Here is a 13,648-nt window from a genome sequence, read left to right on the forward strand (position 1 = left end):
AGCGCCCTGACCTGCTCCAGCGCCTCCCGCTCATGCGGGAACTGCGACGGTGTGACCGTCTCCCACCGGCCCTCCCCACCCGGCCCCCCCCCCCCCCCCGCCGCGCGCCCCCCCCCCCCCCCCCCCCCCCCACGGCCCGCGACCTGCGACTGTCGCCGTGTTGGCCGCGCCGGTCGGACTATCGGAGCAACCGCCCGCCCGGTCACCGGGGCACGGGCGCGGCTCAGCTGGCGTACGGCACGACCGAGACGATCTCGACCTTGGCCGAGCGGCCGCTGGGCAGCGTGTAGCTCACCGTCTCGCCCGCCTTGCGTCCGGTGACGGCACCACCAAGGGGTGATGCGGGGGAGAAGACGTCGATCGCGGTGCTGTGATCCTCGCGTGACCCGATGAGGAACTTCTCGGTCTCCCGCTCGCCCGGGAACCTGACCTCGACGATGGTGCCCGGCCCGGCCTGGCCGCTGACCGCCGGCGCCTCGCCGACCTGGGCATCGCGCAGCAGATCGGCGAGCTGGCGGATCCGGGCCTCCTGCTTGCCCTGCTCCTCCTTCGCCGCGTGGTACCCACCGTTCTCGCGCAGGTCACCCTCCTCCCGGGCGGCCTCGATCTTGGCGGCGATCTCGGTGCGCCAGGGGCCGGTCAGGTAGTCGAGCTCGGAGCGGAGCCGGTCGTAGGCCTCCTGGGTGAGCCAAGTCTGCTGCGTCACGCGGGTCACGCTCCTCGGTGAACATCAAAAGGGTCATGGTAGCAACATCGATCAAGGAACTCAGGGTGAGCCCGCTGCCCGCCGCGGCTTGCCTGGGCCGGCGGCGGCCTCCGGACCAGCACGAACACCCGCCCGGGGAGCCCCGGAGCGGGCCGCTGATCACGAGTACCGCCACTGGCGGTACTGCCACTGGCGGCACGGCCACGGCCGCCGCCGCCAGAACCGCCGAGCCCGCCCGCGCCGAGGCCAGACCGACGCCACTGTCGGTGCGCCGGCCGGCGACGTGCCGCACCCGCCGCCGCGTGTGCGGACGGTGTATTGTGCCACGGCGTTGGGTGACTCTTCCAGATCAAACGTCGGACGGACCCTGGAGGTTTCCGCTCCGCCGACCACCCTGTCGAACGCCGTGGTGACCACTGATGCGCCCGCGGCGGTGTGATGCGCCCGCGGTGCTGTCGAGGTACGGGCACGGTACCTGCTGCCAGATCGCCGGATACCGCGGTTCGTCAAGCACAATGGTCGCATGGCTGCGGTCGACGAGCGGCATGGCCTGCGTCTCATGGCCATCCACGCACATCCCGATGACGAGTCCAGCAAGGGCGCGGCGACTATGGCGCGTTACGTGAGCGAGGGCGTTGACGTCCTGGTCGTCACCTGTACGGGGGGAGAGGAAGGCAGCATCCTCAATCCGGCGATGGACACGCCGGGAGTCGCCGAACGGATCGCCGAGATCCGTCGCGAGGAGATGGACAACGCCCGGCGCATCCTTGGCGTCCGGCAGGAATGGCTGGGCTTCCGGGACTCCGGTCTGCCCGAAGGTGACCCGCCGCCGCCCCTGCCGCCCGGGCGCTTCGCCACCATCGACCTGGTGGAGGCGTCCCGCCCGCTGGTCCGGCTGATCCGCACCTTTCGGCCGCAGGTCATCACGACCTACGACGAGGCCGGCGGCTACCCCCATCCCGATCACATCATGACCCACCGCATCAGCGTCGAGGCCTTCGAGGCGGCCGGTGATCCGGCGCGCTACCCCGAGGTCGGCACCGAGGCGGGCCTCGACGCCTGGCAGCCGTTGAAGCTCTACTACCACCTGTCCTTCCACAAGGAACGCATCCTCGCGCTGCACGAGACGATGCTCGCCCGAGGCCTGGAGTCCCCCTACGGCGAGCGCCTCTCGGAATGGGTCGACCGTGCCGAGGACGCCGGACGGCTGACCACCCGGGTGCCCTGCGCCGACTGGTTCGAGACCCGCGACCGGGCCCTGATCGCCCACGCCACCCAGATCGACCCGACCGGCTGGTGGTTCCGCATCCCGATGGGCATCCAGCGTGAGGCCTGGCCGACGGAGGACTACCAGCTGGCCCGTTCGCTGATCGAGGTCGGGCAGCTACCCGAGGACGACCTCTTCAACGGAATCTGACCGGTTCGGCGGCCCTGCCCGGGCCGCCGAACCGGTCAGGGCGCGCCAGCGGCGGCGTAAGGTCGGACGCGGATGCCCTGCTGTTGTTGGCGTGAAGTCGCGTGCTGTGAGGACGTGAGGCGTGAAACACATCTTCGCCGGTTCCGTGCTGGCCGCGCAGGAGCGCAACGCCGGCGGTCTCGGGCTGCTCGTCGTCGTGGTTCTGCTCGCGGTGTCCGTGGGTCTGTTCGTCATGTTGTCGCGCAGCCTGCGGCGGATGCGGGCGAACGTGGCCAGTGGTGCGTTCCGCGGTGTCGATTCGGAGCGGGCCGCCGATGACACCGTCGATCCCCGCCAGGCCCTGCGTCGACGCTCACCGATCATGCGGGGGCGGGCGCCCGTGATCGACGGTGAGGTCGTCACCAGTGGTGAGGGCCCGGCCGCGCTGCCCAGCCAGCCTGGTCCGCCCGCCGGGCACTGACATCCTGGCCCTCGGGGTTCCCGGCCCTCGGGTCTTCTCCGGCCGTCGGCGCCCCCTGGCCGTCAGCGTTTCTGATCATCAGCGTTCCTGGCCGTCCGGTGGCGCAGGCTGACAACACGTGGATCGCGAGGAGTCGCCCGGTGCGGAACAAGCTTGCGGAACAGACATCTCCGTACCTGCTGCAGCACGCCGACAACCCGGTCGACTGGTGGCCGTGGTGCCCGGAGGCCTTCGCCGAGGCGAAGGAGCGGGGCGTTCCCGTACTGCTGTCCATCGGCTACGCCGCGTGCCACTGGTGTCATGTCATGGCGCACGAGTCGTTCGAGGACGCGGACACCGCCGCCTACATGAACGACAACTTCGTCAACATCAAGGTCGACCGGGAGGAACGACCCGACGTCGACGCGGTCTACATGGACGTCACGGTCGCCCTCACCGGCCACGGCGGCTGGCCGATGACGGTGTTCCTCACCCCGACGGCCGAACCCTTCTTCGCCGGCACCTACTTTCCGCCCAAACCCCGACCGGGAATGGGTTCGTTTCGCCAGGTGATGGCGGCGGTCGCGGACGCCTGGCGGGTCCGGCGCGCGGAGCTGGAGGAATCGGGCGCCGACATCGCCCGCCGGATCGCCGAGGCGGCCGACGGCACGATCATCGCCGCCGCGGGCATACCCGACGCGTTCGCCGAGTCGCCAGGGGTGACCGCGCACCTGCTGGACAGCGCGGTGGCCGGGCTGTCGGCCCGGTTCGACGCACGCCACGGCGGGTTCGGCGGGGCGCCGAAGTTCCCGCCGGCCATGGTGGCCGAGATGCTGCTGCGCCATCATGCGCGCACCGGCGATCCGCGCAGCCTCGAGATGGTGTCGGTCACCTGCGAGCGGATGGCCCGGGGCGGCATCTACGACCAGCTGGCCGGTGGCTTCGCCCGCTACAGCGTCGACGCGACCTGGACCGTCCCGCATTTCGAGAAGATGCTCTACGACAACGCCCAGCTGCTGCGGGTCTACCTGCACCTGTGGCGGGCCACCGAATCCCCGCTCGCCCGGCGCGTGGTCACCGAGACCGCCACCTTCCTGCTCGCCGACCTGCTGACCGATCAGGGAGGCTTCGCCTCCGCGCTGGACGCCGACGCCGTACCCGCTGGTGATGCCGTACCCGCTGGTGATGAGGCCGCAGGGCATCCGGCTCTGGCGCAGGAAGGGGCCAGCTACGCCTGGACGCCGGCGGGGCTGCGCGCGGTGCTCGGCGAGGCGGACGCGGCGTTCGCCGCCGAGATCCTCGGGGTCACCGAGGACGGAACCTTCGAGCACGGGACGTCCGTCCTGCGGCTGCCGGTCGATCCGGTGGAGCGCGCGGACCAGGAACGTTTCGCCCGAATCCGGACGGTGCTCGCCGCTGCCCGGGCGACCCGCCCGCAGCCGGCACGCGACGACAAGGTGGTCGCGGCGTGGAACGGGCTGGCGATCGCGGCCCTCGCCGAGGCCGGTGCCCTGTTCGCCGAGCCGCGGTGGGTGCGGGCCGCCTGCCGCGCCGCCGAACTGCTGCGCGATGTGCATCTGGTGGACGGACGGCTGCGACGCACCAGCCGCGACGGTCGGGTCGGATCGAACGTCGGTGTGCTGGAGGACTACGGCGACGTCGCCGAGGGGCTGCTCACCCTGCATCAGGTGACCGGCGACCCACAGTGGCTGGACCTTGCCGGGCGGCTGCTCGAGGTCGTCCGCACCCACTTCGCCGCGCCGGACGGCGGCTTCTTCGACACCGCCGACGACGCGGAGGTCCTGCTGCGCCGGCCGCGGGACGACTCGGACTCGGCGACCCCGTCCGGTCAGGCGGCGGTGGCCGGCGCGCTGCTGACCCACGCCGCGCTGACCGGTTCCACGCCACACCGGGAGGCCGCCGAACGGACGCTGACCCGTTTCGTCCCGTTGCTCTCCCGTGACGCCCGGTTCGCCGGCTGGGCCGGGGCGGTCGCCGAGGCGATGCTGGCGGGGCCGGCCGAGGTGGCGGTGGTGGACAGCCCCGCGCTGGAGCGGGTGGCCCGGCTCGGCACCGCTCCCGGGGCGGTCGTGGTGACCAGCGGTCCGCTGCTGGCCGGCCGGACCGCACCCGGTGTGTACGTGTGCCGTGACTTCGTGTGCGGACTGCCGGTGCACACCGTGGACGAGGTGCGCCGGGAACTGGGCGTGAAGGTCGCCACCTGAGGGCCGACGGGCTTTCCTTGCTTTCCGGGTAAGCGTGTAATCCTCGAAGGTCGGCCCGTGCGTGGGGGATCCGATCGGGGGACGACGAGGAGACGCGACATGTCCGGTGCGCGTGGTCGGGTGTACGGCAGATCGGGGGACCGTCTCGACGGCCGGCCCGGGCAGGACGCGTCGGACTGGTTCGCCGCCCGCGTCCCCGCGGACTGGTTCACCGGCCCCCCGGAGGTCGTCGTCGACCGGGACGAGATCACCGTCGTCGGCGAGCTCGCGGCCGGGTCAGCTGACGGGTCCGGCTCAGCGGGCGGGTCCGGGACGAGCGCACCGGGCGAGGCGGGTGCCGGCCGGATTCGGCGGTTTCGCGAGAGCACCCGGGACGAGCGGGTCGTGATCGCCGGCGAGGCCGAGCGACGGTACGGGCGCAAGGTGGCCTGGGGGGCGACCAGCGGCCAGGCCAGCGAGCTGTTCACCGTGCTGTCCGTGCCGGTGATGACCCGGTTGCGCCAGCCGGAGCGCCAGGTGCTCGACACCCTGGTCGACTCGGGTGTGGCCCGTAGCCGCAGCGAGGCGCTGGCCTGGTGCGTCCGGCTGGTCGGGGACAACGCCGACACCTGGCTGCGGCAGCTGCGTGACGCGATGGAACACGTCGAGAAGATCCGCGCCGAGGGCCCGGGTCGCCAGCCGGGGCGTGACTAGAAGATGGCGAACATCAACGCGAGGTAGTGGCACAGCGCGGCCACGAGCGTGAACGCGTGGAACACCTCGTGGTAGCCGAAGGTCGCGGGGGCGGGGTTGGGTCGACGGGTGGCGTAGACGACGGCGCCAAGGCTGTAGCAGACCCCGCCGACCAGCAGCAGCACCATGGACGCGATTCCGGCGCGGTGGGCGAGCTGGGGGATGACGAAGACGGCCACCCAGCCGAGCGCGATGTAGAGCGGCACGATCAGATAGCGCGGCGAGTGCAGCCACAGCATCCGCATCGTCACGCCCAGCGCGGCGCCGCTCCACACCACGGCCAGCACGATCCGTGCCGTCGACGCCGGCATGGCAATAAGGGCAAATGGGGTGTAGGTGCCCGCAATGAATACAAAGATCATTGAATGGTCGAGGCGTTTCATCCGCGCGCGGGCACGTGACGTCGACCACATCGTGCGGTGGTAGAGCGCGCTGGTGCCGAACAGTGCGGCAATGCTCAGTGCATAAACTGCGATGCCGAGTCGAGCACGGAGCGTGGTGGCCAGGGCGACGGCAAGGAGGCCCAGCGCAAGGGAGACAGGGAATGCGCCGGCATGTAGCCATCCCCGCATGCGTGGTCGCACCAGGTCACGTGGGTGGGTTGAGCGGTCCGCCTGCGGAGCCACGGAAGGCTGCTGCGTGAGGGAAGCCACGTGCAGGACGATAACCCGCGGCTTACGGCAGCCACGAGGCGGAGTCGCCGCGCGCCGCTACGTCCGTACCGCTGCGTGATGGATCCGACCCTTCTGTCCGCTCGCTATCGCGCGACTGCGGGCGGAACGCGCGGTAGAGTCTAATGATCCTGAACGCGGCCTCGCGGCACCCTGTATGGCGCTTTTTGTCGGCTCGTTGACGAGTAAGTTCAAGGGCTGAAGTGGGCACACCCTTACAGGGCGAGAACGTGGCAGGTTTCGACTCGACCGGAGGTGTGAGCTGTGACGACCGCGGCACAGATTCCGGGGCTTGATGAAGCCCCTACGAAGCACGCCAGGCTGGTCGCCTGGGTGCGCGAGATCGCCGAACTCACCCAGCCGGATCGGGTTGAGTGGTGCGACGGCTCGGATGCCGAGTTCGATCGTCTGACCAGCCTCCTGATCGAGAAGGGGACGCTCTCCAGGCTCAGCGACGACAAGCGTCCCAACAGCTTTTACGCCGCGTCCGACCCCAATGACGTGGCGCGGGTCGAGGACCGGACCTACATCTGTTCCGAGACGGCCGACGCGGCCGGTCCGACGAACAACTGGATGGAACCGGCCGAGATGCGGGCGAAGCTCCGCGGCCTGTTCACCGGCTCCATGCGGGGTCGCACGCTGTATGTCGTCCCGTTCTGCATGGGGCCGCTCGGTTCGCATATCTCCGCGCTCGGAGTCGAAATCACCGACTCGCCGTACGTCGTCATCTCGATGCGTACGATGACGCGTATGGGTGCACCCGCCCTGGAACAGCTCGGCGAAGATGGTTTCTTCGTCCCGGCGGTTCATTCACTGGGCGCGCCGCTCGCCCCCGATGAGGCCGATGTGCCGTGGCCGTGCAACACGACCAAGTACATCAGCCATTTCCCGGAAACGCGTGAGATCTGGTCCTATGGATCGGGTTACGGCGGTAACGCCCTGCTCGGCAAGAAGTGCTACGCCCTGCGTATCGCGTCGGTCATGGCGCGGGATGAGGGCTGGCTCGCCGAGCACATGCTGATTCTGAAACTCACCTCGCCCGCGGGCAAGGTCCACTACATTGCGGCGGCATTCCCGTCGGCCTGTGGCAAGACCAATCTCGCCATGCTCATCCCCACCCTTCCCGGGTGGAAGGCGGAGACTGTCGGTGACGACATCGCCTGGATGCGGTTCGGCGAGGACGGCCGGCTCTACGCCGCCAACCCCGAGGCGGGCTTCTTCGGCGTCGCCCCCGGCACCGGTGAGCAGACCAACCCCAACGCGATCACGACGCTGTGGGGCAACACCGTGTTCACCAACGTCGCCCGCACCGACGACGGCGACGTGTGGTGGGAGGGTCTGACCAAGGAGCCGCCGGCGCACCTGATCGACTGGAAGGGCCGGGACTGGACGCCGGAGTCGACCGACCCCGCCGCCCACCCGAACGCCCGCTTCACCGTCCCCGCCGGCCAGTGCCCGACCATCGCCGACGAGTGGCAGGACCCGCGGGGCGTGCCGATCTCGGCGATCCTGTTCGGCGGCCGCCGGGCGACCGCGGTTCCGCTGGTCACCGAGGCCCCCGACTGGCGGCGTGGCGTGTTCTTCGGCTCGATCGTCGCCTCCGAGACGACCGCCGCCCAGGCCGGCGCGATCGGCAAGCTGCGTCGTGACCCGTTCGCCATGTTGCCGTTCTGCGGCTACAACATGGCCGACTACTTCGCCCACTGGCTCGAGGTCGGTCAGAAGGCCGACCCGGAGAAGCTGCCGAAGATCTACTACGTCAACTGGTTCCGCAAGAGCCCCGAGGGCTCCTTCCTGTGGCCCGGCTTCGGTGACAACAGCCGCGTCCTGGCCTGGATCGTCGGCCGGCTCGAGGGCCACGCCGACGGCGTGGAGACCCCTCTCGGTGTGCAGCCGACCCGCGAGGCGCTGCCCACCGAGGGCCTCGACATCTCCGATGCAGACCTCGACACCCTGCTCACGCTGGACATCGACGTCTGGAAGCAGGAGGCAAGCCTGATCCCCGAGCACTACCAGTCGTTCGGTGACCGGCTGCCGGCCGCCCTCTGGGCTGAGCACGAGGCCCTGGTCAAGCGCCTGAACGGCTGATCTCCCCGCGCGCCCCGATCGCGCGCGGACACGCACCCTCCCGGCCCGGGCCGCGTTCGTGGTCACCATGTGTGATCGGTCTCGGATGGCCCGGTGATTGCCTCGCCGGCGTCCCGCCGTCCGCGTGCGCGATTCTCGGGGTGCGGCGGAGCCGCCGCGTATGTGCAAAGCAACACGTCCGGATGAAGACGCGAACCCGAGAAATCTCTCGATCTTCTAACTGATTTCCGTCGGATGTCAGGTCGCCCGGCAGACATCGTGGAAACTTGATGCGAAAGCGCGCCCGGTCAGCGGAAATCGCCGTTGTCGCCGCCACCGGCCGCAGGTTGCCGCGCGTTCCGAGTGTTCCATACAGGTTTCCCTTGTCGGGGAGTCGGACGGCCCGACCGGAGCGTCCGCTCGTCCGTCGCTTCCGGGACCGTCCGCCGCTCCCGCGGGCCGCTCGCGTGGCCTTCCTGATGCCCGTGGTTGGCCCTGCCCGGACGTGCGCCTTCCAGTGAACGATGTTCTCAGGTTCGCCTTACCTTCGTCCTGGATGCCAGGAATACGTCGTCTCGCGAGACGCGGTCGTCATCGGCTGGGGCTTGGTGGTGTGGGTGGTGTGGGTGGTGCGGGGCCCGATCCGGCGCGGCTCGGCCGATCGGTGCCAGCGGTGGCCGGGGGCGGCGCTGGGGTCACGGGATCATGGGGGTGCTGTCCCGCGGTGGCGGGCGACGGGTGGCTGGCGTCCGGCCGGGACGAGGTGCGGCGATGGTCGCGTCCGGCGGGACGTGGCGTGGCGATGGCTGCGTCCCGCGGGGCCCGGTGCGCGGGCGGGGCGGGCCGAGGCGGCGCGGTCAGCGCTGGCCGTCATGATCCGTGCACGGTCGCACCCGCGGGGCTGCGGTGAGTGGGCGGGTGGGTAAAACGTTTCCAGTTCTTAACGCAACGTGTTGCGGAAAGTGGGTCGCCATCGTCCGAGGCGGCGGCTACCGTGAGACCCCTAGCGTCTAAGCCGAGGTCCGGCATAGTGCCGGACCTCTCGGGAGGCCCCTCGGTGCCGCAGGTGCGACTACACCAGGAGGCCGGTGCCCGGTCCCTGTTGGGGCTGGTCCCGGACTACCTCCGAGTAAGCGGGTGGGCGTGTGCCACGAACGCATGTCGTCGACACAAGCGTGCTGCTTTCTGATCCGGGCGCGCTGCTGCGGTTCGCGGAGCACAATGTCGTGCTCCCCCTCGTCGTCATAGGTGAGCTGGAGGGGAAGCGTAACCATCCGGAACTGGGCTGGTTCGCCCGGGAGGCCCTGCGTCTCCTGGACGACCTGCGCATCCGGCATGGTCGCCTCGACCAGCCCATCCCACTGGCGGACGGGGGAACGCTTTGGGTGGAACTCAACCACACCGATGCTGCCGTGCTTCCACCGGGGTTCCGGGTCGACACGAACGACTCGCGGATCCTCTGTGTGGCCATGAACCTGGCCGCCGAGGGCCACGAGGTCGTGCTGGTCACCAAGGACCTTCCGCTGCGGGTGAAGGCCTCGGTCCTGGGCCTGCCGGCAGAGGAGTACCAGGCCCTGTCGCCGGTGGACACCGGATTCTCCGGGATGGCGGAGCTCATTGTCGACCAGGAGGACCTCGACCGGCTCTACTCCCGGGAGTACACCGAGATCCTGGCCGCGGCCGATCTGCCGTGTCACACCGGGCTGGTGCTCACCACCTCGGGGGGCAGCGCCTCGGCGCTCGCCCGGGTCACCGCGGACAAGCAGGTCCGCCTGGTCCGTGGTGATCGGGACGCCTTCGGCCTGCACGGTCGCTCCGCCGAGCAGCGGGTGGCCCTCGACCTGCTGCTCGACCCGGACGTCGGGATCGTCTCGCTCGGTGGCCGGGCCGGCACCGGCAAGTCGGCGCTGGCGCTGTGCGCGGGGCTCGAGGCGGTGATGGAACGGCGGGCGCACCGCAAGGTCGTCGTCTTCCGTCCGCTGTACGCGGTGGGTGGGCAGGAACTCGGCTACCTGCCCGGCAGCGAGAACGAGAAGATGGCCCCGTGGGCGCAGGCGGTGTTCGACACGCTCGGGGCGCTGGTCTCCCCGGAGGTGATCGAGGAGATCGTCGACCGGGGCATGCTCGAGGTGCTGCCGCTGACCCACATCCGGGGTCGCTCCCTGCACGACGCGTTCGTGATCGTGGACGAGGCGCAGTCGCTGGAACGTGGGGTGCTGCTCACCGTGCTGTCCCGGCTGGGGCAGGGCTCGCGGGTGGTGCTCACCCACGACGTGGCCCAGCGGGACAACCTGCGGGTCGGCCGGCATGACGGTGTCGCCTCGGTCATCGAGACGCTCAAGGGTCACCCGCTGTTCGCCCACGTCACGCTGACGCGGTCCGAGCGGTCGCCGATCGCCGCGCTGGTGACGACGATGCTCGAGGATCTGGTCCTGTAGCCCGACGGTCCTGTAGCCCGACGGTCCTGCCGTCCCGCGGGACGTCGTGCGTCCCAACGCCGACGTCCCGCGGGACACCGGACCGCGGGAACGTTCGGGCCGGGCGAGTGGTTGTCACAGGTGACCTTCATGGGAGGTGTCACCGCATGATCTTCGGTCGCCACAAGACCGCTCTTCCCACCCCGGAGCAGGCGCTGCCCGGGCGGGACAGTCCCATCCTCGTCGGTGACGTGCCGCACACGGTGCTCGGCACGTCGATCACCGGTCCGTTCCCCGCCGGTCTGGAGACGGCCGTGTTCGGGCTGGGCTGCTTCTGGGGCGCCGAGCGGATGTTCTGGCGGGTGCCCGGCGTGTACACGACGGCCGTCGGCTACGCCGGCGGGTCGACGCCGAACCCCACCTACGAGGAGACCTGCTCCGGGCTGACCGGGCACACCGAGGCCGTGCTCGTCGTGTTCGACCCGGCGAAGGTCACCTACGAGCAGCTGCTCAAGGTGTTCTGGGAGGGCCACGACCCGACCCAGGGCATGCGTCAGGGCAACGACGTCGGCACCCAGTACCGCTCGGCGATCCACACCACCTCCGACGCGCAGGCGAGGACCGCCGCCGCCAGCCGGGACGCCTTCGCCGAGGTCCTCGCCGCGGCCGGGTTCGGCGCGATCACCACCGAGCTCGCCCCGGCCGGCACGTTCTACTACGCCGAGGAGTACCACCAGCAGTACCTCTCCGATGCCAAGAACCCGCACGGCTACTGCGGTCTCGGTGGCACCGGGGTCTCCTGTCCGGTGGGTGTGGCGGCCACCGGCGGCTGATCAGGCCTTGTCGGCCGGGGTGAGGGCACCGTCGATGGTGCGGACGTCCCGGCCGACGGGCAGCTTCGCGACGCTGTCGACGACCGCGGTCGGGCGGTAGGGGAAGCGTTCGATGTCGGCCCGGCCGGTGATGCCGGACAGCACCAGGACGGTGTCCATCCCGGCCTCGAGGCCGGCGACGACGTCGGTGTCCATCCGGTCGCCGATGACGACCGTGGTCTCGCTGTGCGCGGACAGGGTGTTCAGGGCGCTGCGCATCATCAGCGGGTTGGGTTTGCCGACGAAGTACGGGGTGATCCCGGTCGCCTTGGTGATCATCGCCGCGACGGCGCCGGTGGCCGGGAGCAGGCCCTCGACGGACGGCCCGGTCGGGTCGGGGTTGGTCGCGATGAAGCGGGCCCCGCCGCGGACCAGCCGAATCGCCCGGGTGATCGCCTCGAAGCTGTAGGTGCGGGTCTCCCCGAGGACGACGTAGTCCGGCGAGCGGTCGCTCAAAACGTAGCCGACCTCGTGCAGGGCGGTGGTCAGACCCGCCTCGCCGACGACGTAGGCGGACCCGCCGGGCCGCTGGGTGTGCAGGAACAGGGCTGTGGCCAGCGCCGACGTCCAGATGCGTTCGGCGGGGATGATCAGGCCCGAGCGGGCGAGCCGGGCCGACAGATCCCGCGCGGTGAAGATCGAGTTGTTCGTCAGTACGAGAAAACCCAGGCCCGCGGCGGTAATGCCGGCGATGAACGCGTCGGCGCCGGGAATGGGATGTTCCTCGTGGACGAGAACGCCGTCCATGTCGATGAGATAGTTCTCGATGCGTCGTTCCGACATGGACGCTGATTCTGCCCTGTGGTCGGCCGTTCGTCGGCCTCGGGCGGTCCGAAGGGGTCGGTGGCTCACAGCACGGCGACTCCCGCGGCCGCCTGGCCGGCCGGCATCGTCAGGCACAGCGCCGGGACCACGAGCCAGCGGCGCAGCCCCTCGTCACGGGCGTAGCGGTGGGCGTGTTCCGGGGCCCGAAACGGCCCCACGACGCCCCGGATCCGCTCGCCGGAGCCGCCGAGCACCACCACCGACCAGGCTTCGGCCGAGGTGTCGTCGGCCGTGTTCGGCAGCGCGGGGGACTCCCACCAGACCGGTGCCACGTCGATCATGCGTTCCCCCCACATTTAGTGCGACTTTTCGTCCGCATTGTGCTTAATAATTGGTATTTGACGTGGGAGATAGTTTTGAGGTTGTTCATCGGATATACGCGTGAGTGTGGCCGCCGGCCCGGCCGGAAAGTGTGAGCTGGTCGGACGGGGCAGGCGTGGGCACCCGTTCGGCCGGGCCGTGACCAGACCCGCCAGGTCTGGCCCGGATGGGGGAGGGCAGCCCCCGGATCGGGGTGGCCGGCGGCTGGGCGCGATCACAACGGCAGGCGGCGCAACGTCGTCGCCGGGCCGCGCGTCTGTTCAGTCGTTACTTCTCACCACGGGGGGATCCGTGCGCCGCCGCCATCAGTACCGCACCTGGGAGGAACTCTCCGGGCCGGAACGCCGCCGAGGGCTGGCGATCCTCGCCGTCGTCGGCGTCGCCGCTGTCACCACGGTCTACCTCGTCGTGGGTGGCGGTGACCCGCAGGCCGCCGCCGGTGCCCCGAGCCCGCCCCGCGTCGCCCTCGCCCTCGCCGGTGCCGGTTCCGGTGCCACGGCCAGCCAGTCGCAGGCCGCGGCGCAGCCACCGCAGCCCCGGTCGCCGACCGATCAGGGCCAGTTGGACGCCTGGTACGCCGGCACCGCGCAGCTGCGCGGCGAGGTCGTGACGGCGGTGGGCGTGGTCCGCGCGGACATCCAGGCCGCCAACGGCCTCGAGCTCAGGCCGGCCTGCCAGCGGCTGGGTATGATCATCGACGGCGTTCCCGGCGCCGGCGCACCGCCGGTGACCAGCACGGCGGGGCAGACCTGGAACGCGGGCGCCGCGGCCTACGCCCAGGCGGTGTCGACCTGCGGGAACCTCTTCGACGGCACCCCGCTCCCGCCCACGGTGCTGTTGGCGCGCACGACCGAGGCGCTCAACACCGCCGACGGCCACTGGGCCCGGCTCGCCGCGCAGATCGGCGCGCCCGCGCAGATCATCCCGGCGAACGGCCAGCTCCCGGCCCGCTGAGC

General features: G+C 70.6%; 12 protein-coding genes. 8 read left to right on the forward strand and 4 right to left on the reverse strand.

What is annotated here, in order from left to right:
• Positions 1-223: 223 nt before the first annotated feature.
• Positions 224-706 carry a transcription elongation factor GreA gene (greA, locus tag MXD61_RS15325; RefSeq protein ID WP_163547568.1) on the reverse strand — a complete coding sequence of 161 codons (483 nt, stop codon included), beginning with the start codon at positions 704-706 and terminating at the stop codon, positions 224-226.
• 523 nt (positions 707-1,229) lie between these two features.
• Here greA and mca point away from each other — a divergent pair.
• The 4 genes from mca to MXD61_RS15345 all read left to right on the forward strand — a co-directional run bounded on the left by mca (position 1,230) and on the right by MXD61_RS15345 (position 5,480).
• The gene (gene mca / locus MXD61_RS15330) at positions 1,230-2,123 is read left to right on the forward strand and encodes a mycothiol conjugate amidase Mca (protein WP_248813885.1); all 894 of its coding nucleotides are present in this window, start codon (positions 1,230-1,232) and stop codon (positions 2,121-2,123) included.
• A gap of 121 nt (positions 2,124-2,244) precedes the next feature.
• Positions 2,245-2,583: a hypothetical protein gene (locus tag MXD61_RS15335; RefSeq protein ID WP_248813886.1), complete on the forward strand. Its 339-nt coding sequence runs from the start codon at positions 2,245-2,247 to the stop codon at positions 2,581-2,583.
• A 140-nt stretch (positions 2,584-2,723) separates the two neighbouring features.
• Complete coding sequence (locus tag MXD61_RS15340; RefSeq protein ID WP_248813887.1) at positions 2,724-4,787, forward strand: thioredoxin domain-containing protein; 2,064 nt, start codon at positions 2,724-2,726, stop codon at positions 4,785-4,787.
• A 99-nt stretch (positions 4,788-4,886) separates the two neighbouring features.
• On the forward strand, positions 4,887-5,480 hold the full coding sequence (locus MXD61_RS15345; protein ID WP_248813888.1) for a hypothetical protein: 594 nt from the start codon (positions 4,887-4,889) through the stop codon (positions 5,478-5,480).
• Here MXD61_RS15345 and MXD61_RS15350 read toward each other — a convergent pair.
• Positions 5,477-6,091: a hemolysin III family protein gene (locus MXD61_RS15350; protein ID WP_251080025.1), complete on the reverse strand. Its 615-nt coding sequence runs from the start codon at positions 6,089-6,091 to the stop codon at positions 5,477-5,479. The genes MXD61_RS15345 and MXD61_RS15350 overlap by 4 nt on opposite strands.
• 363 nt (positions 6,092-6,454) lie before the next feature.
• On the opposite strand from MXD61_RS15350, the gene MXD61_RS15355 reads away from it, so the two are divergent.
• The 3 genes from MXD61_RS15355 (at position 6,455) to msrA (ending at position 11,507) form a co-directional block, all read left to right on the forward strand.
• Positions 6,455-8,278 (forward strand): phosphoenolpyruvate carboxykinase (GTP), encoded by a 1,824-nt coding sequence (locus MXD61_RS15355; protein ID WP_248813890.1) that lies wholly within the window; start codon positions 6,455-6,457, stop codon positions 8,276-8,278.
• Between the two features lie 1,124 nt (positions 8,279-9,402).
• Positions 9,403-10,695 carry a PhoH family protein gene (locus MXD61_RS28500; protein WP_248813892.1) on the forward strand — a complete coding sequence of 431 codons (1,293 nt, stop codon included), beginning with the start codon at positions 9,403-9,405 and terminating at the stop codon, positions 10,693-10,695.
• A 146-nt stretch (positions 10,696-10,841) separates the two neighbouring features.
• Positions 10,842-11,507 carry a peptide-methionine (S)-S-oxide reductase MsrA gene (msrA, locus tag MXD61_RS15365; RefSeq protein WP_163550026.1) on the forward strand — a complete coding sequence of 222 codons (666 nt, stop codon included), beginning with the start codon at positions 10,842-10,844 and terminating at the stop codon, positions 11,505-11,507.
• Here the strand turns inward: msrA and MXD61_RS15370 are convergent, their stop codons facing one another.
• Together MXD61_RS15370 and MXD61_RS15375 are read right to left on the reverse strand one after the other, a co-directional pair.
• The gene (locus tag MXD61_RS15370; RefSeq protein ID WP_248813894.1) at positions 11,508-12,329 is read right to left on the reverse strand and encodes an HAD-IIA family hydrolase; all 822 of its coding nucleotides are present in this window, start codon (positions 12,327-12,329) and stop codon (positions 11,508-11,510) included.
• Between the two features lie 65 nt (positions 12,330-12,394).
• Positions 12,395-12,652 carry a hypothetical protein gene (locus tag MXD61_RS15375; RefSeq protein WP_163550028.1) on the reverse strand — a complete coding sequence of 86 codons (258 nt, stop codon included), beginning with the start codon at positions 12,650-12,652 and terminating at the stop codon, positions 12,395-12,397.
• Between the two features lie 331 nt (positions 12,653-12,983).
• Here MXD61_RS15375 and MXD61_RS15380 point away from each other — a divergent pair, with 331 nt between their 5' ends.
• Positions 12,984-13,646: a hypothetical protein gene (locus MXD61_RS15380; RefSeq protein WP_248813895.1), complete on the forward strand. Its 663-nt coding sequence runs from the start codon at positions 12,984-12,986 to the stop codon at positions 13,644-13,646.
• The last annotated feature ends 2 nt before the right edge of the window (positions 13,647-13,648 follow it).

This window comes from Frankia sp. AgPm24, assembly GCF_023243055.1.
In the GTDB taxonomy this organism is placed as follows: Bacteria; Actinomycetota; Actinomycetes; order Frankiales; family Frankiaceae; genus Frankia; species Frankia umida.

Coding starts and splice junctions, on each gene's coding strand:
- mca (WP_248813885.1), top strand. CDS start 1,230: ATGGCTGCGGTCGACGAGCGGCATGGCCTGCGTCTCATGGCCATCCAC.
- MXD61_RS15345 (WP_248813888.1), top strand. CDS start 4,887: ATGTCCGGTGCGCGTGGTCGGGTGTACGGCAGATCGGGGGACCGTCTC.
- MXD61_RS15350 (WP_251080025.1), bottom strand. CDS start 6,091: ATGCGGGGATGGCTACATGCCGGCGCATTCCCTGTCTCCCTTGCGCTG.
- msrA (WP_163550026.1), top strand. CDS start 10,842: ATGATCTTCGGTCGCCACAAGACCGCTCTTCCCACCCCGGAGCAGGCG.
- MXD61_RS15370 (WP_248813894.1), bottom strand. CDS start 12,329: ATGTCGGAACGACGCATCGAGAACTATCTCATCGACATGGACGGCGTT.
- MXD61_RS15375 (WP_163550028.1), bottom strand. CDS start 12,652: ATGATCGACGTGGCACCGGTCTGGTGGGAGTCCCCCGCGCTGCCGAAC.